The organism is Fodinibius sp. SL11 (genome assembly GCF_052060035.1).
GTDB lineage: Bacteria > Bacteroidota > Rhodothermia > Balneolales > Balneolaceae > Fodinibius.
The window spans coordinates 425,119-451,724 of record NZ_JBPOEA010000001.1 but is presented as its reverse complement, the minus strand read 5'-3'; the positions used below and the strand labels follow the sequence as shown (position 1 = coordinate 451,724).

At 43.0% G+C, this 26,606-nt stretch carries 20 protein-coding genes; 4 read left to right on the top strand and 16 right to left on the bottom strand.

Annotated features, from left to right (window positions below; all coding sequences use genetic code 11):
• Nucleotides 1-40: 40 nt before the first annotated feature.
• The 4 genes from ACQ76V_RS01780 to ACQ76V_RS01765 are packed head-to-tail and all read left to right on the top strand — an operon-like array spanning nucleotide 41 to nucleotide 7,156.
• Nucleotides 41-3,862 carry an alpha-amylase family glycosyl hydrolase gene (locus ACQ76V_RS01780; RefSeq protein ID WP_440998745.1) on the top strand — a complete coding sequence of 1,274 codons (3,822 nt, stop codon included), beginning with the start codon at nucleotides 41-43 and terminating at the stop codon, nucleotides 3,860-3,862.
• 11 nt (nucleotides 3,863-3,873) lie between these two features.
• The gene (locus ACQ76V_RS01775; protein ID WP_440998744.1) at nucleotides 3,874-4,296 is read left to right on the top strand and encodes a fibronectin type III domain-containing protein; all 423 of its coding nucleotides are present in this window, start codon (nucleotides 3,874-3,876) and stop codon (nucleotides 4,294-4,296) included.
• Nucleotides 4,297-4,311: 15 nt separating this feature from the next.
• A complete protein-coding gene (locus tag ACQ76V_RS01770) occupies nucleotides 4,312-5,259 on the top strand; it encodes an alpha/beta hydrolase (protein WP_440998743.1) in 948 nt (315 codons plus the stop codon).
• 34 nt (nucleotides 5,260-5,293) lie between these two features.
• A complete protein-coding gene (locus tag ACQ76V_RS01765) occupies nucleotides 5,294-7,156 on the top strand; it encodes a glycoside hydrolase family 13 protein (RefSeq protein ID WP_440998742.1) in 1,863 nt (620 codons plus the stop codon).
• Nucleotides 7,157-7,328: 172 nt separating this feature from the next.
• Here ACQ76V_RS01765 and ACQ76V_RS01760 read toward each other — a convergent pair whose 3' ends face one another.
• The 16 genes from ACQ76V_RS01760 to ACQ76V_RS01685 form a co-directional block, all read right to left on the bottom strand.
• Nucleotides 7,329-8,894: an MFS transporter gene (locus ACQ76V_RS01760; RefSeq protein ID WP_440998741.1), complete on the bottom strand. Its 1,566-nt coding sequence runs from the start codon at nucleotides 8,892-8,894 to the stop codon at nucleotides 7,329-7,331.
• A 43-nt stretch (nucleotides 8,895-8,937) separates the two neighbouring features.
• Complete coding sequence (locus ACQ76V_RS01755; protein WP_440998740.1) at nucleotides 8,938-10,320, bottom strand: alpha-amylase family glycosyl hydrolase; 1,383 nt, start codon at nucleotides 10,318-10,320, stop codon at nucleotides 8,938-8,940.
• A 40-nt stretch (nucleotides 10,321-10,360) separates the two neighbouring features.
• Nucleotides 10,361-12,679, bottom strand: coding sequence for a family 65 glycosyl hydrolase domain-containing protein (locus ACQ76V_RS01750; protein WP_440998739.1), 2,319 nt, complete (start codon nucleotides 12,677-12,679; stop codon nucleotides 10,361-10,363).
• 25 nt (nucleotides 12,680-12,704) lie between these two features.
• A complete protein-coding gene (pgmB, locus tag ACQ76V_RS01745) occupies nucleotides 12,705-13,367 on the bottom strand; it encodes a beta-phosphoglucomutase (RefSeq protein WP_440998738.1) in 663 nt (220 codons plus the stop codon).
• 54 nt (nucleotides 13,368-13,421) lie between these two features.
• On the bottom strand, nucleotides 13,422-14,441 hold the full coding sequence (locus tag ACQ76V_RS01740) for a LacI family DNA-binding transcriptional regulator (protein WP_440999022.1): 1,020 nt from the start codon (nucleotides 14,439-14,441) through the stop codon (nucleotides 13,422-13,424).
• A 160-nt stretch (nucleotides 14,442-14,601) separates the two neighbouring features.
• On the bottom strand, nucleotides 14,602-15,882 hold the full coding sequence (gene pabB / locus ACQ76V_RS01735) for an aminodeoxychorismate synthase component I (RefSeq protein WP_440998737.1): 1,281 nt from the start codon (nucleotides 15,880-15,882) through the stop codon (nucleotides 14,602-14,604).
• 5 nt (nucleotides 15,883-15,887) lie between these two features.
• Entirely contained in the window at nucleotides 15,888-16,766 is an 879-nt protein-coding gene (locus ACQ76V_RS01730) for an aminotransferase class IV (RefSeq protein ID WP_440998736.1), read from the bottom strand.
• On the bottom strand, nucleotides 16,750-17,298 hold the full coding sequence (locus ACQ76V_RS01725) for a TlpA family protein disulfide reductase (RefSeq protein WP_440998735.1): 549 nt from the start codon (nucleotides 17,296-17,298) through the stop codon (nucleotides 16,750-16,752). Before ACQ76V_RS01725 ends, ACQ76V_RS01730 begins: the two co-directional genes overlap by 17 nt.
• Before the next feature lie 2 nt (nucleotides 17,299-17,300).
• Entirely contained in the window at nucleotides 17,301-19,076 is a 1,776-nt protein-coding gene (locus ACQ76V_RS01720; RefSeq protein WP_440998734.1) for a glycoside hydrolase family 13 protein, read from the bottom strand.
• A 24-nt stretch (nucleotides 19,077-19,100) separates the two neighbouring features.
• Nucleotides 19,101-20,075, bottom strand: a complete 975-nt coding sequence (gene pfkA / locus ACQ76V_RS01715; RefSeq protein ID WP_440998733.1) for a 6-phosphofructokinase — start codon at nucleotides 20,073-20,075, stop codon at nucleotides 19,101-19,103.
• A gap of 86 nt (nucleotides 20,076-20,161) precedes the next feature.
• The gene (locus ACQ76V_RS01710; protein WP_440998732.1) at nucleotides 20,162-20,929 is read right to left on the bottom strand and encodes a tetratricopeptide repeat protein; all 768 of its coding nucleotides are present in this window, start codon (nucleotides 20,927-20,929) and stop codon (nucleotides 20,162-20,164) included.
• Between the two features lie 44 nt (nucleotides 20,930-20,973).
• The gene (locus tag ACQ76V_RS01705; RefSeq protein WP_440998731.1) at nucleotides 20,974-22,164 is read right to left on the bottom strand and encodes a hypothetical protein; all 1,191 of its coding nucleotides are present in this window, start codon (nucleotides 22,162-22,164) and stop codon (nucleotides 20,974-20,976) included.
• Nucleotides 22,124-23,380: a flavodoxin-dependent (E)-4-hydroxy-3-methylbut-2-enyl-diphosphate synthase gene (ispG, locus tag ACQ76V_RS01700; RefSeq protein WP_440998730.1), complete on the bottom strand. Its 1,257-nt coding sequence runs from the start codon at nucleotides 23,378-23,380 to the stop codon at nucleotides 22,124-22,126. The genes ACQ76V_RS01705 and ispG overlap by 41 nt, the downstream gene beginning before the upstream one ends.
• A gap of 73 nt (nucleotides 23,381-23,453) precedes the next feature.
• The gene (locus ACQ76V_RS01695) at nucleotides 23,454-24,320 is read right to left on the bottom strand and encodes a rhomboid family intramembrane serine protease (RefSeq protein WP_440998729.1); all 867 of its coding nucleotides are present in this window, start codon (nucleotides 24,318-24,320) and stop codon (nucleotides 23,454-23,456) included.
• Nucleotides 24,321-24,379: 59 nt separating this feature from the next.
• The gene (locus tag ACQ76V_RS01690) at nucleotides 24,380-25,009 is read right to left on the bottom strand and encodes a rhomboid family intramembrane serine protease (RefSeq protein WP_440998728.1); all 630 of its coding nucleotides are present in this window, start codon (nucleotides 25,007-25,009) and stop codon (nucleotides 24,380-24,382) included.
• 243 nt (nucleotides 25,010-25,252) lie between these two features.
• Nucleotides 25,253-26,578 carry an amidohydrolase gene (locus tag ACQ76V_RS01685; protein ID WP_440998727.1) on the bottom strand — a complete coding sequence of 442 codons (1,326 nt, stop codon included), beginning with the start codon at nucleotides 26,576-26,578 and terminating at the stop codon, nucleotides 25,253-25,255.
• Nucleotides 26,579-26,606: the final 28 nt, after the last annotated feature.

Sequence of the window (26,606 nt, the reverse complement as noted above, 5' to 3'; positions counted from 1 at the left end):
TCAATGATGGGTGGGCTTTTATTAATTTACCTACACTATTATGAGACGCGTTGCCACAACACTTCTGTTTTTACTGGGGCTTTTTATAACAGCTCAGGCACAAGTAATTACAACCAATCCCAAATTTCCTGTTTCGGGCGAATCGGTAACGATTACCTTTGATGCTACCAAAGGAACCGGCGGCCTGGAGGGTTATACAGGCGATGTGTATGCTCATACCGGCGTTATTACTAACGAAAGTACCAGTAACTCTGATTGGAAATATGTAATGGCTGATTGGGGTGAAAATATCCCGAAAGCAAAAATGGAGCGCGATGCTGATAATCCCAATCGCTATACCTTGGATATTACTCCTTCTATACGCGAGTATTATGGCGTGCCAGAAGGTGAAACCATCGAACAAATGGCTTTTGTTTTCCGAAGTAGTGATGGCTCACGAGAAGGAAAAGCCACCGGCGGCGAAGATATATTTGCGGAGGTGTACCAAAATCAATTTAATGTAAGCCTTACCTCTCCTTCTGAGGATCCCGCTTTTACCTCACAAAACAGTACGGTTACCATCGAAGGGATTGCATCCACCGACACTGGTAATGAGCAGCTTACTCTTTTTATCAACAATCAGCAGGTTGCTCAAAGCCAGAGCAATACTATTTCACATGATTATCCTGCTCAAAATGCCGGTAACTTTGAAGTGCGTTTAGAAGGAACTGATGGTACGAATACCGATCAGGTTACTCAGCAACTGGTCGTTAACCCGGAAATTACCCAGCAAGCTCGTCCGCAGGGCCTCCAAGATGGTATCACTTATGTGGATGACAATACGGTTCGCCTTTCCCTTTTTGCACCTAACAAGGAGTTTGTATACGTAATCGGTGATTTTACGAATTGGGAAGTGGATCCCAATTATTTTATGAATAAAGAGACGGTCAATGCCGACAGCAGTTATTTCTGGATTGAATTTGATGTACCTGATCCAAATAAAGAATATGGATTTCAATATTTTGTAGATGGAGAAATACGCGTAGCGGACCCCTATTCCGAAAAAGTCCTGCAACCCGACGACCAGTATATCAGTGAAGCAACCTATTCGGGTTTACAACCCTACCCTGCCGATCAAACGGATTTTAGTGTGGGCGTTTTGCAGCCCGGAAAAACGGACTACCAATGGGCGCACCAAAACTACGATCGCCCTGACAAAGAGGAACTGGTAGTATACGAATTGCTGGTTCGGGATTTCGTAGAGAATCACGATTACAAAACGCTAACTGACACGCTTGATTATCTCGACCGGCTTGGTGTGAATGCGATTGAGCTAATGCCGGTAATGGAGTTTGAGGGTAACATCAGCTGGGGATACAATTCGGCTTTTCTTTTGGCACCGGACAAGTATTACGGCCCCGCTGATGATCTAAAAGCTTTTATTGATGAAGCTCACTCCCGCGGCATGGCGGTCATTTTAGATATTGTGTTAAATCACGTGTATGGTCAGTCACCCCTGGTACGGCTGTGGAACGAAGGTGACTACGGGCAACCTACAACCCAAAACCCGTATCTTAATGTCCAATCTCCTAATCAAACGTATTCTTGGGGATATGATTTCAATCATGAATCTCAAGCCACCAAATATTATGTAGATCGGGTGACCCGTTACTGGCTCGAGGAGTTTAATGCGGATGGATATCGCTTCGACTTCACCAAAGGTTTTACCCAAAATATGGGCGATGGATGGGCTCGTGATGACGATCGGATACGAATTTTAAAACGCATGGCCGACCAGCAATGGGCGGTGGACGATTCTTCTTATGTAATCCTGGAACACTTGACGGCAAACAGTGAAGAACAGGAATTGGCCGATTATGGCATGCTGCTATGGGGCAATATGCATCACAATTACAAACAATCCTCGATGGGATATAGCTCAGAAAGTAATTTCTCCGGGATCTATCATGCAAACAGAAACTGGAGCAACCCTAATTTAGTGGGTTATATGGAAAGCCATGATGAGCAGCGTATTATGTATGAAAACATAAACTACGGCAACAGTAACAGTAGTGGTTCTTATGATATTACGGAATTAAACACGGCACTAAATCGAATAAAACTGTCATCGGCTTTCTTTTTTACCGTGCCGGGCCCCAAGATGTTCTGGCAATTTGGAGAGCTGGGTTATGAGATTGATATCAATCAAAATGGACGGACGGGAAAAAAACCGATCCGCTGGGAGTATTACCAGGAGGCAAATCGCAAAAAACTTTATGACACCTACAAAGCACTTATCCGGCTTCGCAATTCTCACGAAGCTTTTACCTCCGCAACCTCCGATGTAATCATGGACGTGACTGATGCTACCAAACGTATTACGATTAGTCATCCCCAATTAAAAGTAAATATTGCGGGTAATTTTGGTGTTACGGATACTGAACTGAAGCCTCAATTTTCTCAAACCGGTGATTGGTACGATTTCTTTTCCGGGGATACCCTCTCAGTAAACAATACTGATACGACACTTACGATGACGGCCGGCGAATTTCATATCTATACCACTCAAAAGTTTGAGGCACCTGCAGAAGATCTGCTCAGCTTTGTCCCTACACAAATAGCTGTGGATATCTCAAGAACTTTTAGCGAGGCCTCCACTACCAAAGATTACCGATTAGTAGCCCTGCCCGGTACCCCCAATCAAGGTTTATCTGACCTGTTAAGTGGTGAACCAAGTGTTGACTGGCAAGCATTCTGGGACAATGGCGAAGATCAGAATTATATGGTTAAATACGATGGCAGCTCTACCTTCAACATGAATGCCGGCAACGGTTTCTGGGTCACCAGCAAAGAAGATCTTACTTACCAGCAGACCGTCCCCACCGTACAACTCAATGAGAATAATCAGGCTTCGATTCCGCTACACGACGGATGGAATATTATATCCAATCCACTGCATACCGATGTGGCGTGGTCAAAGGTATCAGAAATCAACGATAGTAACCTACAACCCATCTGGCAGTTTGATGGCTCATACAACCAAGCAGACGATTTTGTATCAGCACGTTCTGGTGAAGCTTTTTACTTTTGGAATGATCAAGGGTTAAATCATTTACTAATTCCCTACGAGGAGACATCCTCCAAACAAAAACCAGAAGCGAAACAAACCGAACTCCAACTCATTACTCAAAAAAATGGAGAAAAAACATCTACAAGCCGCCTCACCTTTGTTAATGATGAAAAATCCCATGCTAATATTGTAGCTCCCCCCTCAAAATTTGAAGGGGCATCACTGCGATTTGCAACCAATAAGAGTGAACAACAATCTGCACGGGCCAACTTGTTAGCGCATGTATATCGAAATCAAAACAAACAAGGTCATCGAGAAGAATTAGCCCTCTCGGCTACTCCCGGAGAACCAGTTACTATTAGCGCTAAGGGTTGGAAGAATAATCCAGGAATTCAACTTGGGCTTTTAAATACTAAGTCAGGCCGTAAGTATGATTTAAGTAATCAAAAAGAAGTAACAATTATCCCGGATCGCGAAAATACTTCCATGTTATTGGTAATCGGGGATACACGGTATATCAACGAGCAACAAGAAGAATTCCTACCCAAGGAAATAACCATAAACCCTAACTATCCCAATCCGTTTAATCCATCCACTACCCTGCGATTTTCGCTACCGGAACAATCAGAGGTACGAGTTCAGGTTTATAACTTACTTGGTCAGAAAGTGAGTACGCTCATAAATAATGAAGTTCGTCAGGCCGGTGTTCATACCGTTACGTTTGACGGCAGTCAGCGGGCCAGTGGGATGTATTTTGCTGTTTTTGAAATTGGCGAACAGCGGTTTACTCAAAAGATGACGTTAATCAAATAACCAAGAATTTTATGAACCGTATATTTCTAATACCATCGATAGTAATAACACTCTGTGGTTTTTTGGTACTGACCTCCTGCGGAGGCTCTTCCACCAGCCCTGATGATACCGATAATAACGCTCCTTCGGCACCAACCAGCCTAAAAGGGACATCCGGAGATCAGGAAGTGGTATTAACCTGGGATGCCAATACGGAAAGTGATTTGACCGGCTATAATTTATACCGATCCACCAGCAGCATCTCAGACATCTCAGGTATGGATCCGGTCAACGGGTCAAATATGATACAGGCTGCTGAGTATACGGACACCGCTCTTGAGAATGGAACCACCTACTACTATCGCCTTACGGCCATTGACGAAAATGAAAACGAAAGCAGCATGTCTTCCCAATTGGAGATTACCCCTTTTTCAAATCCACCCGACCGTCCATAATAAATAATACTTCCTATGAAAATCCTCCTTTCTCCAATATTAGCTTTTTTAGTTATTATTCTCACGCAAGCCTGCAATTCTGATTTATCAGATCAGCCTAAAAAGAATAAGATTCAGCAGGATACCACCCATAATTTGCAGGTAACATCGGGACATATTAATCGGTATCATTTCTCATCAGATTTTGTAGATGCTCGAAACGTTGATATTTGGCTTCCAGACAATTACAGCAGCAGCAACAAATATAGTGTCCTCTATATGCACGACGGGCAAATGCTTTTTGATTCCTCCAAAACCTGGAACAACCAAGAGTGGAAAGTAGATGAAGTGGCTGGCAAGTTAATCTCTGAAGATAAAATTTCACCTGTTATTGTAGTTGGAATTTGGAACAATGACGATCAGCGATTTGCTGAATATTTTCCCGCAAAAGCAGTTAATTATATTCCCAAGACTCAACGGGATTCTCTGATGAAGTTAGGTCCTGTTAATTTGAAAGCAGACTATTATTTAAAGTTTCTCGTCAGTGAACTCAAACCTTTCATCGACAGTACATACTCAACTCAACCCGGTTCCGAGCATACCTATTTGATGGGCTCAAGTATGGGCGGACTTATCTCTATTTATGGGCTAAGTGAATATCCAGATTTATTCGGTGGAGCCGCATGCTTATCTACCCACTGGATTGGAACTTCAAAATCGGATAACATTATTCCCAAGGCGATTAATAGTTATCTTTCTGCCAATCTACCTTCACCGGAAAACCATAAAATTTACTTCGATCATGGTACAGCAACGCTGGATTCGCTCTATCCTCCCTACCAAGACCTTATTGATCAAACAATGCGTGATAAAGGATATACGCCCGAAAACTGGATCAGCCGGGAATTTGAAGGGGCTGATCATTCCGAAAAGTCTTGGTCAAACAGACTACATATTCCACTGACATTTTTGTTAGAAAAGTAAGCTCGAATGTAAATCAGAATGAACCCCTACTTCTATGAAACGTAAATATCATTTTATAACAACATTTTTAGCTCTATTCCTGATATTCAATCTTTCAGCAGATGCACAAGACTACGCCATTGAGCGCGTGGAACCACTCCACTGGTGGGTGGGGATGGAAAATCCCGAATTGCAGGTTATGATTTACGGCGATGATATTGGAAACCTCTCTCCTGCCGTCAACTATGAAGGCATTAAAATTAAACGGGTGCAAAAAGTAGAAAACGACAACTACCTGTTTGTCTACCTGGATATCTCCAAAGATACCAAACCCGGAAGCTTTGACATCACACTTTCAAAAGATGGCGAACAGAAGCTCAGCTATGCATACGAACTCAAAGAGCGAGAGCAAAACTCTGCGCAGCGCCAAGGCTTTAACTCATCAGACGTCATGTACCTGATTACGCCCGATCGTTTTGCAAATGGAAATCCCGATAATGACAGTGTAGCAGGATATGCTGATAGTCTCGACAGAGATGACGATTACGGTCGGCATGGGGGCGATATTCAAGGTATTATCGATCATCTTGATTACATCGAAGAGATGGGTTTTACGGCGATGTGGCTGAATCCCGTCAAGGAAAATGCCATGGCGGAAGCTTCTTACCACGGCTATGCCACGACCGATTATTACAAAGTAGACCCCCGCTTCGGAAGCAACGAGCTCTATAAAAAACTGAGTGAGGAAGCTGAAAAACGAGGCATTAAACTTATCATGGATATGATTATGAATCACGCGGGCTCTAATCACTGGTGGATGGACGATCTACCAACCGAGGACTGGGTGCATTATCCCGATAACTATCAGGAAACGAATCACCGGCGAACGACATTGCACGATCCTTATGCTTCTGATATCGACAAGAAAATAATGACGGATGGCTGGTTTGTGAAAACGATGCCGGATCTCAATCAAAGCAACCCCCTGCTGGCTGATTACCTGATTTACAATAGCCTCTGGTGGATTGAATATGCCGGTCTCGATGGTATTCGTCATGATACCCATCCCTATGCCGGACAGGAGTTTATGGCCGAGTGGACCTGCCAAATCATGGAAGAATATCCCAATTTCAATATTGTGGGTGAAGAATGGAGCGTTGATCCACTGGTACTATCCAAATGGCAGCGCGGCAGCGACAAGCCTGACAACTTTAGCTCCTGTCTTCCCAGCCTCATGGATTTCCCCATTCAAACGACGCTTGTTGAAGCTCTAAACAACGATGAAAACTGGGGCAGCGGATTTGTTGATCTTTACGAAACCTTGAGCTTCGATTATGCATACGCTAATCCCTTTAACATGGTGATATTTCCCGATAACCACGATATGGATCGTTTTTATCGACAAGTAAATCAGGACTTAGATCTATATAAAATGGGACTGGCATACATTATGACGATGCGTGGCATCCCTCAATTTTATTATGGTACTGAACTATTGATGAGTAATGAAAAGGAACACGATCACGGACAGATTCGCGAGGATTTTCCGGGCGGATGGGAAAACGATACCAAAAATGGTTTTACCGGAGAAGGATTATCCGATAAACAACAAGAAGCCCAGGCCTTTGTGAAAAAGCTGCTCAACTGGCGGAAAGATAATCCCGTTATTCATTCCGGTGAACTGATGCAGTACGCGCCCAAACATGATGGCGTATATATTTTTTTCCGTTATAATGAAGAAAAATCGGTAATGATAGCATTCAATAAAAACGAAGAGGCTATGTCGTTGGATACCGATTATTATTACGAACGGCTAAATGGCTTTTCCACTGGAACAGATGTTATTACAGGCGAAACGTACAAAGTGGATGATCTTGAAATTCCCTCTCGGTCTGTATTAATTCTGGAATTGGACTAAAAAACATCATTCGAAAAACTCATGTAAAAGCTCGGCACTTTATAGGTGTCGAGCTTTTTTTATATCAGCAACAAATAAAGACGATCCGCAGCAGAACTACGGATCGAGAATCAGTTTAAGAAACCCATCCGATTCAAATCCGGTCATCGGGTTGGATACTACATCCAAATAATTACTCGGTGGGTTCCACGGCTTCCGGATCATTCATTTCCTGAGCTGCTTTATCATCCACAAAAATCATCATGAGTGCGGCGAAAGCCATGGCTCCCCCTCCTGCTATTAGAGCAAATATGGCTTCACCGTTAAATAGATTTCTGAGCATTGTGCCCAAAATACTGGCGGCCACAATCTGGGGTATCACAATAAAAAAGTTAAACAATCCCATATACACCCCCATTTTCTTGGCCGGAATAGCACCCGATAAAATAGCATACGGCATCGCCAAAATACTTCCCCAGGCAATACCAATACCCAACATAGGCAGAATGAGCATCATGGGATCACTTATCAGGTAAATACTTGCAAGGCTTATGCCTCCGATCAACAGAGAAATTGCATGCACAATCTTTCGACTGCTCCATTTGGCCAACACCGGCAGTGCAAAAGCGATAATAGCGGCAAAACCGTTGTATATAGCAAACAGCATTCCTACCCAGTCGGCCCCTTCATTATAAAGTGCAGAGGTTGTATCACTGGTTCCGTACACATGAGACGTAACCGCGGCTGTGGTATAAATCCACATGGCAAAAAGGGCAAACCAAGAAAAGAACTGTACGGCCGAAAGCTGAACCATGGTCTTGGGCATACTCAAAAAATCAGACACAACGACGACCAGTCCATGCTCATCTTTGCCTAAATTCTTCTGCATAAAACCGGCTACGGTCATCACCAAGCCAAAAACGGCTACCCCGATGCTAAAAATGTAGAGTTCTTTTTCAAATGAAGCTCCATAAATGTAATAGGTTAACGCTAATCCAATCGCGATTAAAATAGATCCTGCAGTAAATTTACGCTTGGCATTTCCAGAATCAATTTCTCCTTTTTTGGCAGCATCAATAATGGAACCTTCGCCCGGTTCATTTTTGGAATACTGCTCAAGTTCGTCCGGTGGATATTCCTCGGTCGTCCAAACCGTCCATAAAACAGCCCCCAAAAAAGTAGCTGCCCCAATGTAAAACGACCACCGAACCGCCGGGGGAATCTCACCCGGAGCAGCGGTATTAGCCAAACCCACCCAATTTGTCATAATATACGGCAAGGCCGAGGCAATGACAGCTCCGGTGCCAATAAAAAAGGTCTGCATTGCAAAACCTTTGGTGTGCTGCTCGGCGGGTAACATATCCCCCACGAAAGCACGAAATGGTTCCATTGAAATATTTATAGAAGCATCCATAATCCAAAGCATACCGGCGGCCACCCATAGTACAGGTGAGTTGGGCATGATGATAAGCGCCAATGACGCAAATATTGCTCCGAATAGAAAATATGGTTTTCGCCGTCCAAAACTATTCCAGGTTCTGTCACTAAGGTGACCAATAATGGGCTGTACCACTAAGCCCGTAACGGGAGCGGCAATCCATAGAATGGGAATATCATCAACGCTGGCGCCGAGCGTTTCGAATATGCGGCTGACATTTGCATTCTGAAGGGCAAAGCCAAACTGAATGCCCAAAAATCCAAAACTCATATTCCAGATATCCCAAAAGCTTAGCCTGGGTTTTTCATTTTTTTTCTTCATAGCATGATTTTTTGCATATCAAATTAGCGTATCAAAGTAGGACTTACTTCTCGAGAACCAGATAATCATTTGCCTCAAGCGTTACCCCCTCAGTATCAATGGTCACATTTTCACCACTGAATACGTCGATATACTCCGTTGAATCATCTAAGTTCGGAAATGAAATCTCTTGTTCGTTCCCCTCAAAATTAAGGATCACCAACACTTCTTGATCTCCTTTACCCCTTTTATAGGCATACGTTTGTCCGGATGATTCCGTAGCCACAGCTTCGAAATCACCGCCATACTGACCATTCCAAAGTGCCTCGTTGCGATCCTTGAGTTCAAATAGCGTGCGGTAGAAATCTTCGTACTCAGACCCTTCCCACTCAATCGGATCTCTTTGGAAGAATTCTAACCGTTTATCCAGGGCGGTCTCCTGCCCACTGTAAATAAGAGGCATCCCATCAATGGTTGCAGCCATTACGGCAAAATTCTCGAAGTTATCACCGAATAACTCTTCATCCGTACCATTCCACGAATTTTCATCATGGTTTGAGGTAAAATACAACCGGTAAGCGTGATCCGGGTATACCGAATCCTGTTTCGCCATATACTCCGTAATCTCATCAACAGAAGCTTCCCCTTTTGCAATATCTGTAGTCAGGTGAAAGTACTCCCAGGTATAGGTCGCATCAAACCAAGGATGCATGTCGGGCGTATTCCACTCGGCCAGCCAAAAGAAATCATCCTTCGACTTATTTACTTCAGGAATAGCTTTTTTCCAAAATTCCAATGGAATATCATGTCCCGCATGATCCACGCGATAACCGTCAATATTGGTCTCTTCAATCCAGAACTTCATTTTCTCGATCATCTTATCCCAAAGCTCTTTGTTTTCATAATTGAGCTGAGCAATATCCGTCCAGTCGGCTTCATACGTAATCGCTCCGGTAGAATCTTTCATATAATATTCAGGATGCTCTTCCGTCCACGGATGATCCCACGCCGTATGATTCGGGACCCAATCCAAAAAGAGTTTCATATCATGCTCATGCGCTGCTTTGACAAGTTCCTTAAAATCTTGCATCGTCCCGAAGTTAGGATTGACGGCCGTATAATCCTGAATCGAATAATAACTGCCCAACTCGCCTTTACGCTTTTTTTCTCCAATGGGATGAATCGGCATCAACCAGAGAATATCCACCCCCATCTCTTTTAACCGCGGCAAGTGCTCTTGAAAAGCTTCAAAAGTACCCTCCTCGGTATATTGACGGATGTTTACTTCGTACATATTGGCACTTTTCGACCACTCGGGATGCTCAATATGGGCATTGGCATCCGGTTTTTGTCCGTTTGTATTGTCACATCCCAGCGTTAAGGCAGAAACAGAAAATAATAATAGAAAGGAAAGTATTCTGGTAGAGAAAGAAAATTGATTCTTCATAATGATAGAGACTAATTAATCATTAATTTGATATTGGTTATTAGTGGAGCTCCGGCGATGAAATTACGGCTTTATTTTTAGGCGAAACCGTATATTCATCACCATAAATGTTCACGGTGGATTCGCTGCCTTTTTCACAACGGACAGTAACTTGCCCCGGTTCAACACGGATATTAAGCCGGTTACCATTGAGCAAAATTTTAAAGGAATAGGCATCCCATTCATCAGGCAACGATGGATTAAAATACAGCTTTCCGTCTTTGGCCCGCTTTCCTGCAAAGCCCTCTACAATCGACATCCACGTACCGGCCATACTGGTAATATGCAACCCCTGATGGACTTCTTTGTTATAATCATCGAGGTCGAGTCGTGCAGTCCGTAAATACAACTGATAGGCCTTGTCATTATAATCGAGCTTTGAAGCGATTATAGCGTGAATACAAGGCGATAATGAAGACTCATGTAGCGTTCGGGGCTCGTAGAAATCAAAATTTCGGCGAATAGTATCTTCATCAAAGTGATCTTCGAAAAAGTAGAGTCCCTGCACCACATCGCCTTGTTTGATGTAGCACGAACGTAGAATGCGATCCCACGACCAGTACTGATTGATCGGACGCTCACTTTTATCGAGTTCGCTGGCCGTACGCTGGACTTTATCCAGGTAATTATCCTGCTGTAAGAAAATCCCAAGATCCTCATCTTCACCAAGATATACCCGCTCTAAGATATCCTTCCATCGCTCAGTTTCGGCATCATTATATGAAGTCTTCTGCTGAATTTCCTCAAATTGCTCCGGTGCTTCTTCGCGCACTTTCTCAATAGCTTCCATTGTATATCGCATACACCAGCAGGCAATGTACGAGGTGTACCAGTTGTTATTGATGTTATTTTCATACTCATTGGGACCCGTAACACCCAGCATCACATACTGTTGGCGCTTTTCAGAGAAATTAAACCGCTGGCTCCAAAAGCGTGAAATTGCAATAAGCACTTCGAGTCCTGCTTCCTTTAGATAGGAGTCATCCCCCGTGTGACGGATATAATTATAAATTGCATATGCAATAGCACCATTACGGTGGACTTCCTCAAAGGTAATCTCCCATTCATTATGGCACTCTTCTCCGTTCATGGTTACCATGGGATAGAGTGCTGCTCCATCGGTGAAGCCGAGTTTTTCAGCGTTTTCAATAGCCTTGGGCAAGTGGCGGTAGCGGTACCATAGCAGCTGACGTGCAACCTTGTCGGGTGCCGTATTCAAATAAAACGGCAGGCAATACGCTTCGGTGTCCCAATAGGTACAACCGCCATACTTTTCGCCGGTAAATCCTTTTGGACCAATATTTAGGCGCTCATCTTCGCCGGTATACGTTTGATAAAGTTGAAAAATGTTAAATCGAATCCCCTGCTGAGCTTCATCATCACCTTCAATATGCACATCACTGCCTTCCCAAATGGTATGCCACCGATCGATGTGTTCCCCCTTTAATTGATCAAATCCAACGGAAGCCACATCGGCCACAGACTCTTTTGTATGGTCATGTAAGCGCTTACGATCATGATTCAAAGAAGAAGCAACTACAGCATATTTATGAAATTGAACTTCATTATTTTCACTGACTTCAACTTCGTAAGACTGCTCGGCATACATTGAAGAAACAGAAGCTGCTGTATCAATATCGAGTGTTTTCCCATTTATCTGAACGTCATTTTTCATCGCCGCCGAGACGTGAAAATCGAGCTTTTTTGTCTGCGTCGTTACTATGCCCCCATCGTCAAAAGAATCCTGGGTCACTTCCTCCCAAAATATTTCATCATAATTAGCATCTTCATTGTAGACTTCGCCATTGATATACGGCGTAAATGTAACGGTTCCGGAGAAATTCAGCGCTTTGATATTATATTCAATAACTCCTACCTCAGTCCGTTCCATGCTCACAAATCGACAAGCTTCTACGGCAACCTTATTTCCGTTCGACAGTTCAGCTATAAAACTTCGCTGCAAGAGTCCCTGCTTCATGTCCAACGTACGCGTAAAATCCGTAACTGTACATTCGGCAAGGTCCAGCTGCTCACCGTTGACATACACATCAATACCAATCCAGTTTACCGAGTTAAGCACTTTGGCAAAATAATCGGGATAGCCATTTTTCCACCATCCTACCTTTGTTGGGTCGGGATAATAAATACCTCCAATATAACTGCCCTGCAGTGAATCACCACTGTACTGCTCTTCAAAGTTAGCCCGTTGGCCCATATGGCCATTGCCAATACTAAAAATGCTTTCTGATGAACGCTGTCGTTCAGGATCAAAGCCTTCTTCAATAATCTTCCATTGATCAGTTTTCAAATACTTATCCATAAATCAAAGGTTTTAGATCGATCTGTTATTTTTCGTTTAACTGAGAAAATAATTTCTGTGGGGTTAAACCGACAAAGTCAGAAATTACAAGGTTGGCATCTCCCAAATACTCTTGAGAACCAACACCAACACTAATCATCCCTCCATTATTAGCCGCGTCTACCCCCGAGGCAGCATCTTCGAACACAATCGTTTTAGAAGGATCAGCATTCAATGCTTTGGTCCCCTTCAAAAATACTTCCGGGTCAGGCTTCGTATTATCCACTTTGTTCCCATCGATGATTACTCCAAAGGTATCGTTCAGTTGCAAATAATCAATTATATAAGGGGCATTTTTACTGGATGAGCCGATACCCAGCGGAATCTCCATTTGTTGTAGCGATGTTAAAAATTCAGGGACGCCTTCCAGAATATCATCTGGAGTCAATTCTGCAATAGAATCCTGATACCAGCCATTCTTTTTATCCATTAGTCGCTGGATTTCTTCCTCGGGTAATTGCCGGTCCTCAAGAGCTAAAATCTTTTCTATTGATTTACGTCGACTTACGCCTTTAAGCTGCTCATTAAACTCTTCCCCAAAAGAAATCCCCAGCGATTCTGCCAATCGTTGCCAGGCCTTAAAATGAGCATCAGATGTCTCTACAATAACGCCATCAAGGTCGAAAATGCAAGCTTCAGGTTTCCACATAAATCAAAAAATAATTTAAAATTCCTTTCTAAAATTGCAATTCGGGTTTGTGAATCAAGCTTCTTCTTTTACTTCTGTTTCTGTGGAAGAACGCAGGATCAACTCGGGCGCAAAAACCTTATGTTCAGGCTCTACCTCTCTATTTTTCATGCGATCCATCAGCTTTTTAGTAGCAAGACTGCCCATATCATACATGGGCTGGCGTATGGTCGACAATCCGATGTAATTAGAAATCGTAATGTCATCATAGCCAATAATAGGTATTTGCATTCCTTTTTCTTCCATTGCTTTCATAGCACCTACCGCCTGAATGTCAGAAGTACAAAAACAAGCTTGCGGAGGGTTCGGAAGTTCCAACAGCTTTTTCATCGCCTCGTAGCCATTCTGTTCAGAAAATCCATCGCGATACATAGAGTCACCCGATACAATAAGGTCTTCCTCAACAGAAACACCGGCTTCCTTAAGTGCTTTTTTATAGCCCTCAATGCGCTGCCTTCCGGGCTTGGAAGTCTTCATGGCACTAATGATTGCAATACGAGTCATCCCATTCTCAAGGAAATAGTGCATCGCCTTTTCAATACCCTTTTCATTATCAACCGAAACTGAATCCATCCCGGGATACGATTCATCAATAAGTGTAATCGGCATATCATAATTTTGCAGCTTCTCAAGTTCGGTATCCCGTAAATGTGTAGAGATAAAAAGATATCCATCAGCCCACTGGCGCTTGATAATATTCTCTACCTGAGAAAACATATTATCTTCACCGGTACTCTGCACATTAAAAATATTAAGGTCATAATTGTATTTGGAGATCTCATCCTGAATACCGGCCAATACCTCCATAAAAAAGTAGTTGGATAATACCGGAACCACGACCATGATAATATTCTTCTTTTTTCGCGCCAATCCCTGAGCATAGGCCTGTGGATAGTATCCAAGTTCATCCGCCACTTTTAAAACTTTTTCTCTCGTTTTATCCGCGATACCTTCACTATTATTAACAACTCGCGAAACAGTGGCTATGCTCACTCCTGCTTTTTTTGCAATGTCGTATATTGTACTACCAGCCAATTGATTATTCCTCAAAAATCATAATTAAAAAAATAATTCAAGTAAAAATATGTAAGGGCTTACATTTGTAATAATAACTAATTTCAAGGATTTCGCAACTTCTCTTTTAAATCCCTAAAATAGCCCTTTAGAGACGTATATCGGCATTTGGGGAAAGTGCTTACTCTTTTTCAAGGTTTTCAAGTACATGTAAGAGCGCGCGAGCTTTAATTTGTGTTTCTTCCCACTCTTTCTGGGCATCCGAATCGCTGGTAATAGCCCCACCTACCGAATAATATAGTTGACTATTTTTTATAACAGCTGTTCGTATTACCACACTAAAATCAAAATCTGCCTCAGGGGTTATATAACCTATTGCTCCAGAGTAGATTCCTCTTTTATAGTCCTCAAGCTCCTCTATAGATTTCATAGCACTAATTTTGGGAGCTCCCGTCATCGATCCCATTGGAAAACAAGCCCGAAGTATATTCACAGGGTCCTCCTCGATGGTCTCTGCGATTACCGTCGATACCATTTGATGCACCGTCCCAAACGATTGAATAGCAAAAAGTTCAGGGACTTTTACCGTACCCTTTTGAGCAATCCGACTTAAATCATTTCGAACCAGATCAACAATCATCAGGTTTTCGGCCCGCTCTTTTTTTGATGCCATCAACTTGTCCTTCAAAATATCGTCTTCATCGGCGGTCGCGCCTCGTTTTGCGGTTCCTTTAATCGGTTGAGAGTAAACAGTGCTCCCCTCCTTTCGCAGAAATCGCTCTGGAGATTGGGAACAAATAGAAAGATCGTCATACTTTAGAAAACTGCCGAAAGGTACCGGCCCAACCTTTCGCATCTTTTCATATAAATGCATTGCCGAACCTTTAAAAGGTGCTTTCATTTGGTGCGAAAGGTTAATTTCATAAAAATCACCTTCACTTATCCTATGCTGTGCTTCTTCTATCTTTTGTATATATCGCTCGCGATTTGTCTGTTGTTCCAGCTTTCCAAGCGCAAACTCTTCTTGGTCGAAAGTTTGCCGATCAATTTCATCCTTGGAGGGCATATCGCCCTTTATCAATGTTGTTTCTCTCGTTTTATGATCGTATTTCAGTAAAAATCCCGGGACTATAAAATGCATATCCGACGCCGCGACCGGATCGGTATTAGAAGAGTCTAACTGCTCAATATAATTCTTTAAATCATAGCCTAAATAGCCAAAAAGCCAACCATCTGCTTCGTTACGAAAAGCTTGCAAAGCATCCCAGGGATTTTTTTGAATGCTCTGCTCTTCTCCACCCCTGATGACGGTAATTTGATCTCCATATGCTTTAATCGTTGCTTTAGGACATGCTGCTAAATAAGAAACCCGTGATGAGGGATGAGCATCGGACTGAGACTGCAATAAAATAACATTTCCTTGTGTTGCAAAATATTTAGTTAATATAAGCAGGTCATCCATCCCAATTACGATTTTAACGGTTTCTTCTTTGATCGACAGCGTTGAATATACGAAGCTTGTAATTTTTGTATTGCAGTATGGTCAACATCATACGCTTGCCTGTCAATCTTTTTAACTGGTAATACCTCTCGGACCGAGTTACACAGCCATACAGCATCAGCATCTAAAATATGATCAAGAAAATATTTGCCCACTTCGAGTTTCCAGCCATTGCTTTCGCGAATAATATCCATGATAACCATTCTTGTGATTCCCGGAATAAGATCACATTCCTTGTCGGGCGTATAGATTTTATCACCCTTTATCCAAAAAATATTAGCGATAGTCGTCTCTGATATAAAGCCGTCAACAGTTTGCATGAGGGCATCATCGCCTCCCTCCTTAGCCGCTTCCTGTGCTGCCAATATATAGTTGATACCGTTGGTAAACTTTACATCCGACGGTATTGACTGAGAAGGGATGCGCTTCCGGTTAACAGTTTTTAAAACAGGCAATGAAAACTCATCAGGACAGGCTGAGGCCGTTATTGAAAAATGGGTAATACTCTCCTCTTGTGGATGATAGCCTCGCTGACCATCGCGCCATACCTGCAATCGAACGATAGCACCCCTACGTAACAGCTGCTGCTTTTCCAACAGCTTAAACACCATCTTTTGTAACGTTCCAATTTGTAATTTGGAATTGACATCTATACCCAGAATACGCATACCGGAATGCAGTCTATCGAGATGTTCTTTTAGGCAAAAAGATTGCCCCTCGTAGGTGCGAAAGGTCTCAAAAATACCATCCCCATACATTAAACCCCGAGAAACCACAGGTACCACCGGTTGATCCTCCGGTATGACCTTTCCATCAAATATAATCCAGTTATTGCTGGTTTCCATTGGTTATTAGAACCCGTAAGCTATCGTATTGGCGGTCATTGGAATATCCCAAGAACACATGCCTAAGTTCAAGTTTTTGATCATATACAAATTGGACAGGTAAGCCGGGCATATCGAACGCTGAAAATTGTCTTGAACCTGCTACGAAGTGAAAAGGAAACTTGTGCTCTTCGATATACTCTTCTACTTCTTGTTTCTGGAGTCCCACTGCGGCTGCCATAACTTGCAACTCATTCGGATATTCTTGCTTAACTTTGGCCAGTTCGGTATGTGAGTTGAGCGAAGCATCCGACCAGTTTGACCATAAATCCAAGACGATAAAAGCTCCCTTAAAGTCAGCTATTCTCAGGCTGTCATCGGATTGCACCTTATTCCACCAGATGGTTTGCAGCGAATCCTGAGCAAACATACGCTGCTTAAAATCCGACCTCTCGGCACTACGATTACTCATCACAAAGAAAGCAATAAGAGAGGCGGCCACTACCGCAACAATAAGCAAAAAGGTGTTAAAGTATTTGGGATCTATACGCATGGTTAAGTCTCTTCCGGGGATAAAACAGCACCGGAAATTGGCGGGAGCATCACAGTGACTTTACCGTTGTTTATCTGTGCACCATTTCCGGTAATTACATTTTCAAGATATTTCCGCTGCTTAACTTCAAAATGGTCGATCGGTATTTTTATTTTGCGGGTATATTCTGATCGGTTGATGACTACCAGACAAAACATTTGGTTGTTTAGAAAACGTGCAAAACTAAAAACCTGTCGTTCGTTATCCACCAATATCTCCTTAAGCTTCCCTACCCGTAATGCTAAATGCCGATTGCGAATGTTACCCAATTTCTTATACCAATTAAATAATCCCTCATCAAACGCATTTTGATCTACCGGTCGCTTTTTGCCCAGAGGATGGCTTTTCTCATTGTCAAAATCAAGTTCCGGCCACACCATCGGCTTGCGGTCATCAGGATCGTCCGCACCCCACATACCCGCCTCGGTACCGTAAAAAATCATCGGCGCCCCTACATAGGTATATTGAAATAAAGCGATCAACCTCTGCAGGCGTCGTTCTTCAGCGGTTGGTTTACGCACTTCAAACCCTTCCTCCGGCTTGGTATTGGTATCAAATTCACGACCGGGATTAACAATCATCGATGCCACCCGCGGCGTATCATGACTATCCATCAGATTCTGCTGAACCAGTTCGGCCCCATCGGGCAATCCTTCTCTAATCATTCGCAATCTTTTCAGAAAACCAGCAGGAGTCATTGACTGGTCAATCATGTAATCCTGAATAGCTTCTGTAAAGGGATAGTTCATCGCCGCCGTAAACAGCTCACCGTTGACCCATTCTCTGCCTTTGTCCGTCCATATTTCGCCCACCGTATATGCATTGGGGTTAATACTCCGAACCACTGCATTCCACTCTTTCCAAAACTTTTTCCCAACCTCTTCAGGCACATCCAAACGCCAGCCGTCAATACCATCAGACGGGTCCCCATCTCCATCGGGATCCATCCATCTACGGGTAATAGCAAAAATATGTTCGCGAATAGGCTTTACCAGCGCACCATGAACTTCTTTTAATTCTGGCAAGCTTTTGACGCCCCACCATCCATCGTAATCAAATTTCTTCCCCTCCTCATCAGCAAATGAATTGATGGAATACCATTTTTTATATTTCGATTTTGACTGATTCTTTTTTACATCCCGAAAAGCCCAAAAGTCGGTTCCAGTGTGATTAAAAACACCATCTATAATGATTTTCATCCCTCGTTTGTGAACCTCTTCAATCAGTCTCAAAAAAAGCTTATCTGCTGAAGTCCACTGCCAAGTTTTGGGGTCTTCGGGATCTTCCTGCTTCATGATCTCGACATCCCCCTCGGGGTCGGGCCCAAAAAAGCGATCGATGTGATGATAATGACTGGTATCATACTTATGCAATGACACCGCATCAAAAACAGGATTGAGATATATGCCGCCGATTCCGAGCTCTTGAAGATAATCCAGTTTATCGATAATACCCTGCAGATCACCGCCGTATCGCCGTTTAAATACCCCATCACGAAAAGAATCTCCCAGTGATTTCTCCCAAGATGCCCGTTCATACCAATCGCCCGTCCAAGGCGATATTTCCCATCCCTCGGGCCCCCCTACTCTTTCACGTGTAGGATCGTTGGATGGATCGCCGTTGCGAAAACGCTCGGGGAAAATCTGATACCAAATTACATGTTTTGCCCATTCCGGGGTGTGGTAGGATGTATCAACAGAATTTCCATTTTGGGAGGTATGATCAGGAGGATGTTCCATTAAATTATATTAGAATATAAACCCTTAAATAGAAATGATATCGGCTATACGAAGCAGCTCTTTATCCATTTTCGGATTTTGTTTAGTAGCTTTTTCAAATTCGGTATACCGGATCTCTCGATCACGAACCCCAACCATAATATCTCTTTTCCCATCTTTTAAGGCCTCAACAGCAATTACACCAAGCCTGCTCGCTAATACCCGGTCGGCACAACTCGGACGCCCGCCGCGCTGTACGTGACCCAGAATTGTGACTTTGGTTTCATAGCGATCCCCAAATTCTTCTTTCACTTTATCTTCGAGATCATAAACACTGCCATTTTTATCTCCTTCAGCAACGATAACAAGTCGTGATGACTTATTTCGTTTTGATGTTCGTGCCAAAGATTCAAAAAGCTTTTCGACCCCTCGATCTTCTTCAGGTATCAGAATTTCTTCGGAACCCGCGGCAATGCCTGAATACACGGCAATAAATCCGGCATCGCGACCCATAACCTCGATAAAGAACAGCCGGTTGTGAGAAGTGGCCGTATCGCGAATTTTATCGACGGCTTCAACAACTGTATTTACAGCTGTATCAAAACCAACCGTAAAATCTGTACCAAAAATATCGTTGTCAATGGTTCCCGGAATTCCAACAATAGGGAAATCAAATTTCTCACCAAATCTCATAGCTCCCGTGAAGGTTCCATCACCACCAATCACTACAAGGCCGTCAAGCTGGTGCTTCTGAATATTTTCCCAGGCTTTTTGCATGCCCTCTTCAGTTTTAAAATCGTTACTGCGAGCAGATTTTAAGATCGTCCCGCCCTGGTGAATGATATGTTTTACCGAACCGGCATCCATTTTTTTAATATCATTCTGTATGAGTCCTTCATATCCATGGCAAATACCATAAGGGGTTAAATTGTAATATACGCAAGTTCGCACAACCGCACGTATGGCGGCATTCATCCCCGGGGCATCTCCACCGGATGTTAATACACCTATTCGTTCCATTATTTATTGAGAATTGAAATTCTTAATTACCTGGATGAGCAAAATACAATTACCAAATATCCAATTTTGACCGCTAAACATAACAATTATTGCAGATCATAAATAAGTTTTCTGCACTGTTCTTTTAAGGTGGGATCATCGGGGGTAAGGTTATCAAGCTTCACTGCACTTTCACAAACTGATATCGCTTGCTGATCGTGCCCCATCTTTTCATAAACCTTGGCAAGATCAACGTAATACAGGATATATTTATCGTTAAGATCTATGGCTTTTTGAATCGCATCAGCAGCTTTTTGATTGCTTGCATTACCGGGTATGCCACCAAATAAAGTATTGGCCGCAGCACGTTCCACCCAGCTTAAATTCGCTACCTTAAAATTCCATCGCCCGAGTACATGCCATGCCCCGGCATGGTTTTCATCATATTCCAATGCCTTGTCAACATGCTTTTTAATAGCGCGTGAGGCAGCAACACGATCCCGAGCGCCTGAAATAAGTGCTTTTCGTCCCATAGCAACCGACATCACAAAGTGAGATTCTGCATCAGTGGAGTCGACTTTAAGGGCACGCTCAGCAAGATCAATCCCCTGGTTATAATAGTTCTTTTGATCATCCTTGTCATTAAACCGGTTGCCAACCCGAGAATACAAAAAGCTGGCCCGCCAAAGCGCTTTATAGTTATTGGGGTTATTTTCAAGTACTTGCTGGTACAATTCCAGTGCTTGTTCTTCCTCAAACTGTTGATATAGCGAATCCGCTTTTTCCTCCACCTCACTAACACTGGATTGCCCGAACACAATTAGGGGAACTACGAGTAACACGATAAAAATGATAAAACGCTTTGAATAATCCATAATCATAAAAAATGTATTTGTGATATTAACTAATCTTATATTATTTAGATTTCTCTGATATTACCATCCGCACCCAATACGTAATTTGCAGTTATCAAATCTTGTTGCTTGACCGGAAAAGACCGATCGCGAATAACATTGCTTATAATATACAGAGAATCTCCATCTTGATGAATCCTAACATTTGAGGAAATATCGATATCAGTAATAAAGTTCGGGGAATAATTATGAAATTTACCGACCGTTTGAAAACTGACAAGTGCTTCATCCTTATAAGTCCCCGCCATCGTAAGGTGGTTTTCTGGATGTAAACGGCTTCTCATATCAAACAAGCGCACAGTTAGATCCTTAAAAATCGTATATCCAACAGAGCGAGCTATAAAGTTACCATTGTATTTACTGCCGACTTTTGCGCAGGAAACGCCCTCCTTGTTCAAAGTAACTTCATTTATTTGGGCCGGCAACATCCATCTCTTGCCCATAGCACAGCGGTTCAAATCATTGAGAATTTTTGGCAATGACTGATAACTTGTCTTTTGATCGGTTTGTTCTACGATTGTACCGGAAGTATCCACTTGATATACCGTTTCAATAACATTGTTTTGTTCGAAAGGATATTTAATCCCACGATCTACTGCCGATTTTATGACTATTTGATCGCGATCCTGAGCAACCTCAATATCCGTAGAAAAATTTTGCTGTAAATTTTGCCTGAATACCCCAACCGTTTGAAAACCTATCAGTGTATTACCGCGGTAGGTAGCAGCTAAAAGCTCTGCATCCTCATAAACTGATTCTTTTTGAAGCAAGATCCAGCGAATAACAATATCCTGCCATTTAGAATATCCAATTCTTTGAGAGGTAAAATTACGATTAACTTTCTCCGCTACCTGTTCGCAGGCATTGTGTTCTCTCTCCAGAATGCTACCATCAAATTGAACTGGAAAGCTTAGCTCTTGCTCTGTATTGCATTCCGCAAACTCGGTCAGATATTTTTTTAGTGACTGGAGATTTTTTAAACGAGTGGTATACTCGTTCTGCTGATTTTTACTGAACTGCTTATAGGTTTCGGTCTCCAAATATTGTTCATTGACAGGGGCACGATCACTGCAAGAAAACAGAACTACTGAAAGTAATAAAACAACTACTTTAGGGGAAACAGCAGTTGTAAAAGCATTTATGAGGCCGATAGATTTATCCTGTTTCTTCAGCAGTTTCAGGCTCTTCTTTCCCATTTGTGTTCCCATAATTTCTCATCACGTAATCATCCAGGATATTACGAAACTCTTGCCCGATGCCTTCGCCACGGAGGGTTGTATAATGATCACCATCCATATAAACGGGGGCTTTGGGCTCTTCAAAGGTACCGGGCAGGGAAATACCGATATTGGCATTGCGCGATTCACCTGGACCGTTAACTACACAACCCATCACCGCAACATTCATCTCTTCAACTCCGGGATAAACATCGCGCCAGATCGGCATCATTTCGCGCAGGTAATCCTGAATTTCATCCGCAAGCTCTTGAAAATAGGTACTGTTAGTACGTCCGCAACCGGGGCAAGCCGTCACTTGGGGCACAAAATTGCGTATGCCCAGTGATTGTAAAACCTGTTGACATATACGCACTTCTTGTGCCCTATCACCGCCAGGTTTAGGAGTAAGGGAGACACGAATAGTATCGCCAATTCCCTGTTGCAAGAGCACCGAAAGTGCAGCCGTACTGGCTACGGTTCCCTTCATACCCATGCCCGCTTCGGTGAGTCCCACATGCAGCGGATAAGGAAGCAATTCTGCGATACGTTCGTACACATGCACAACATCCTGCACGTGTGACATTTTGCAACTAATGATAATCTTGTTGGATGCCAGGCCTACACTTTCGGCCAGCTCGGCAGAACGACGAGCACTTTCCACCATCGTATCCAGCATTACCTGCTTCGACGACTTGGGATTTTCGAGCTCACTGTTCGCATCCATTTTTTTAGCCAACAGCTTTTGGTCCAGCGACCCCCAGTTTACGCCAATGCGCACCGGCTTATCATGTTTGATGGCCTGCTCTACAATTGTGCAAAAGTTCTCATCCCGTGTTTTAGTACCGGTATTTCCGGGATTAATACGAAATTTAGAGAGCGCTTGCCCCGCTTCAGGATAATCAACCAGCAGCTTGTGACCGTTATAGTGAAAATCTCCGACAATAGGCACCGTTACATCATCGGCCAACAGTTTTTCCTTGATTTTGGGGACAGCCTCAGCGGCCGCGTCATTATTAACGGTAACTCTGACGATCTCCGATCCTTCCCTGTGTAAGTGCTTAATTTGATCGACCGTAGCATCAAAATCGGAGGTGTCGGTGTTTGTCATCGATTGTACCACAATGGGTGCACCACCGCCCACCGGTACATCACCAACCATGACCTGAATAGAATCTCGTCGCTTAATGTGAGACATAATATCTTTGTTACTTTTTCTGATCGTACCCTACTGAACCACAGGAACGATAAAAATCATTCAAATTTTATATTTAATTTTTCTTGCTTAACTCAAAGAGTTTTTTCTTCTCCTCATCCGTAAGACCATCATAGCCTTTCTGGGAAATTTTCTCCAAGATAGCATCAAGTTCAGACTGGTCTGTTTCCTCAACAATTTCAGCATCAGAAACAGAATACATATTCTTATTTTTGGGGCGTGATTTTTTCTTTTGATAGGCCCCCTTCAATCGATACCAAAACTGTTCAATGGGTAATATCCAGCGGCTTAAATCATGACCTTGTCCGTGATATTTCATCAATAAATAACCTACGCCAGCCCCGGCCAAGTGGACGATACGCGCGGTTCCGTCTGATGATCCCAGCAATAATGCATCAATAGCAATAAGTCCGGCTACAACGTATCGTGCCTGGATAGGCGGAAAAAAAATCAGCATAATAGGCATAGTGGGATAGAGCATCGCAAAGGCCACCATAATGCCGTATACCGCTCCTGATGCTCCAATAACGGGATTAAACCCTAAGAGCGGAGCTGCCACAACATTAAACAATGCTCCTCCGATTCCGGCCCCAAAAAAGATAACAGAAAAGGTCCGCGGCCCCATCGATTGTTCAACAGATCGCCCCATCCACCAAAGCCAGAGCATATTGAAAAGCAGGTGAAAAGCACCGCCATGCAAAAACATATAAGTAACGGCTCTCCAAGGCTGAAAAAGAGCCGTTTGCCACTGTGGATAAAAAGCAAAAGCATCAACAAATAAATTACTGAAGGCAGGACTAAAGATACTCAGCAGCGTTTGAACAATGAATATCGCCACGTTAATGGTGATAATCACCCGTATTGCCACAGGCAATCCCCAATAACCGCGCTTTACTGAGTTACCGAAAGAATCGTCATACATAGGTCGAGTCCGCCATTAATGTTTTTATAACATTAAGTAAAGGTAAAAAAAAATTACTGTTAGTAGTAAGTTTCTTCACTTTTTAATCCCCAATATTTTATCAGGATAAAACCTACAAGCATACCTCCGAGGTGTGCAAAATGCGCCACTCCAGAGTTGGTTCTCGTTAACCCGCTGACAAGTTCGATAGCTCCAAAAATAGCTACAAAGTATTTTGCTTTAATGGGGATAGGCGGAAATAAAAGCATGATCGGTCGGTTGGGAAACATCATCCCAAAGGCCAGCAAAATGCCATAAACGGCCCCGGAAGCACCTAATGTTGGAGCGCCTGCGCCACCAACCAGCATATGCAAAAGAGCCGCTCCAATACCGGTTAAAAAGTAGTAAATCACAAAACGATTGGTTCCCCAAAAATTTTCGATGGCTTGCCCAAACATCCAAAGTGCAAACAAGTTAAAAAAGATGTGCCCAAAGCTGGCATGCAAAAACATGTAGGTTACCAATTGCCAAACGCCAAAACGTCCGGACCCAATAGGCCAAAGTGCTCCATAGGTAAATAAATACTCAGCAACCATAGGCGTATTTAACGCTACAAACGCCAATAAGTTAATAATAAGCAGATGTTTTACAGCCGGTGGAAATATCGAAATTTGCGTATTCGGACTGTATTGTGGGGATTGATAATTCAAGAATAAATAAAATTTATTAGCAATTAATTTTGGTGGAATATACGGTTCATAACCGCCAATTCTAACAGTACATAGAACTCAACTATCGCAAACAAATATTGATACGGTTGCCACATGCATTTGTTGTCCATCCCAATCAAAAAAGGGTTATACAGAAAAGCATTCTATACTAATTTTCTGATTGCCATAAATCAGCAATGAACAATAGAAAACAAAAATGTGACGACAGAGTTCCTCTATCTTTTATTTTGAGTATTGATTCATGTAATCGACAGTGAGGCCCACCATGGATTTCACGCCCAACTTCATCCCTTCTTCCTCAATGTAAAAATCCGGGGTGTGGTGAGGAGCGGCCTCACTGGTATTCATTCCCTTGGGCATACCTCCCACAAACCAATACAATCCGGGCACTTCTTTCTGGAAAAATGAAAAATCCTCGGCCCCGGTAATTGCATCCGATAAAATAATATCATCTGAGCCAGCAATCCCCTCCAAGGTCGGTAGCATCTGTTCGGTTAGCGCAGGATCATTATAGGTTACCGGGTACCCTTTTTCAATTTCAACTTCCGCAGTTGCACCCATGCTTTCTGCTGTTTTTGTTGCAACATGACGTATTTTTTTATGGATAATATCCTGCATTTCAGTATCCAACGTACGTATAGTACCAATCATCTCTGCTTCTTCAGGGATAATATTATTGCGAACCCCGGCCTCAATCTTACCTACCGATATTACTGCCGCAGCTTTTGTAAGTTCAGTCTGACGGCTGATAATCGACTGCAATCCTTCTATAATTTTCGCTGATGTTACAATCGGATCGACACCGGTCCATGGTGTGGAACCGTGTGTCTGTTTTCCTTTTACGGTAATTACAAAACGATCTGAGGCAGCCATCGTACCTTCGGGACGATATCGAATCTTTCCCACTTCGGTTTGTGAATTGATATGTTGGCCAAAGACCACATCCACGTCAGGATTTTCCAATACTCCTTCTTTTACCATTAATTCGGCGCCTCCCTCTTCTCCCGGAGGTGCTCCCTCTTCAGCCGGCTGAAAGATAAATTTAACAGTCCCCTTCAGCTCATCTTTCATATCGGCAAGAATTTTTGCGGCGCCCATCAGCATAGCGATGTGTGTATCATGTCCACAGGCGTGGCTTACCCCTACCTCTTTGCCAAGATAGGTAGTCGTTTTCGTAGATTTAAAAGGTACCTCTGCACGCTCCTTAACTGGGAGTGCATCAATATCAGCTCGCAATCCTACCACCGGTCCTTCTTTACCCCCTTCCAGAACTCCGACCACACCCGTATGCGCAACACCGGTTTCAACCTTCATTCCAAGATCACGTAAATAATCGGCTATATATTCAGCGGTTTCTGCTTCTCTGTTCGACAACTCAGGGTTTTCGTGAAAATGACGCCGCCATTCCACAACCTGTTCAAAGATTTCTTCTGTATGTTCGTCTATCTGCTTATACCGCTTTTGGGAATCCTCTTGCTGAGCCATCGCTGGCCATTGTAGTCCCAATAATAGTACTGCAATGAGAATTCCAGATCCTATCCTGTTCATAATATGATGATTAATTAAAAGCTTTAGT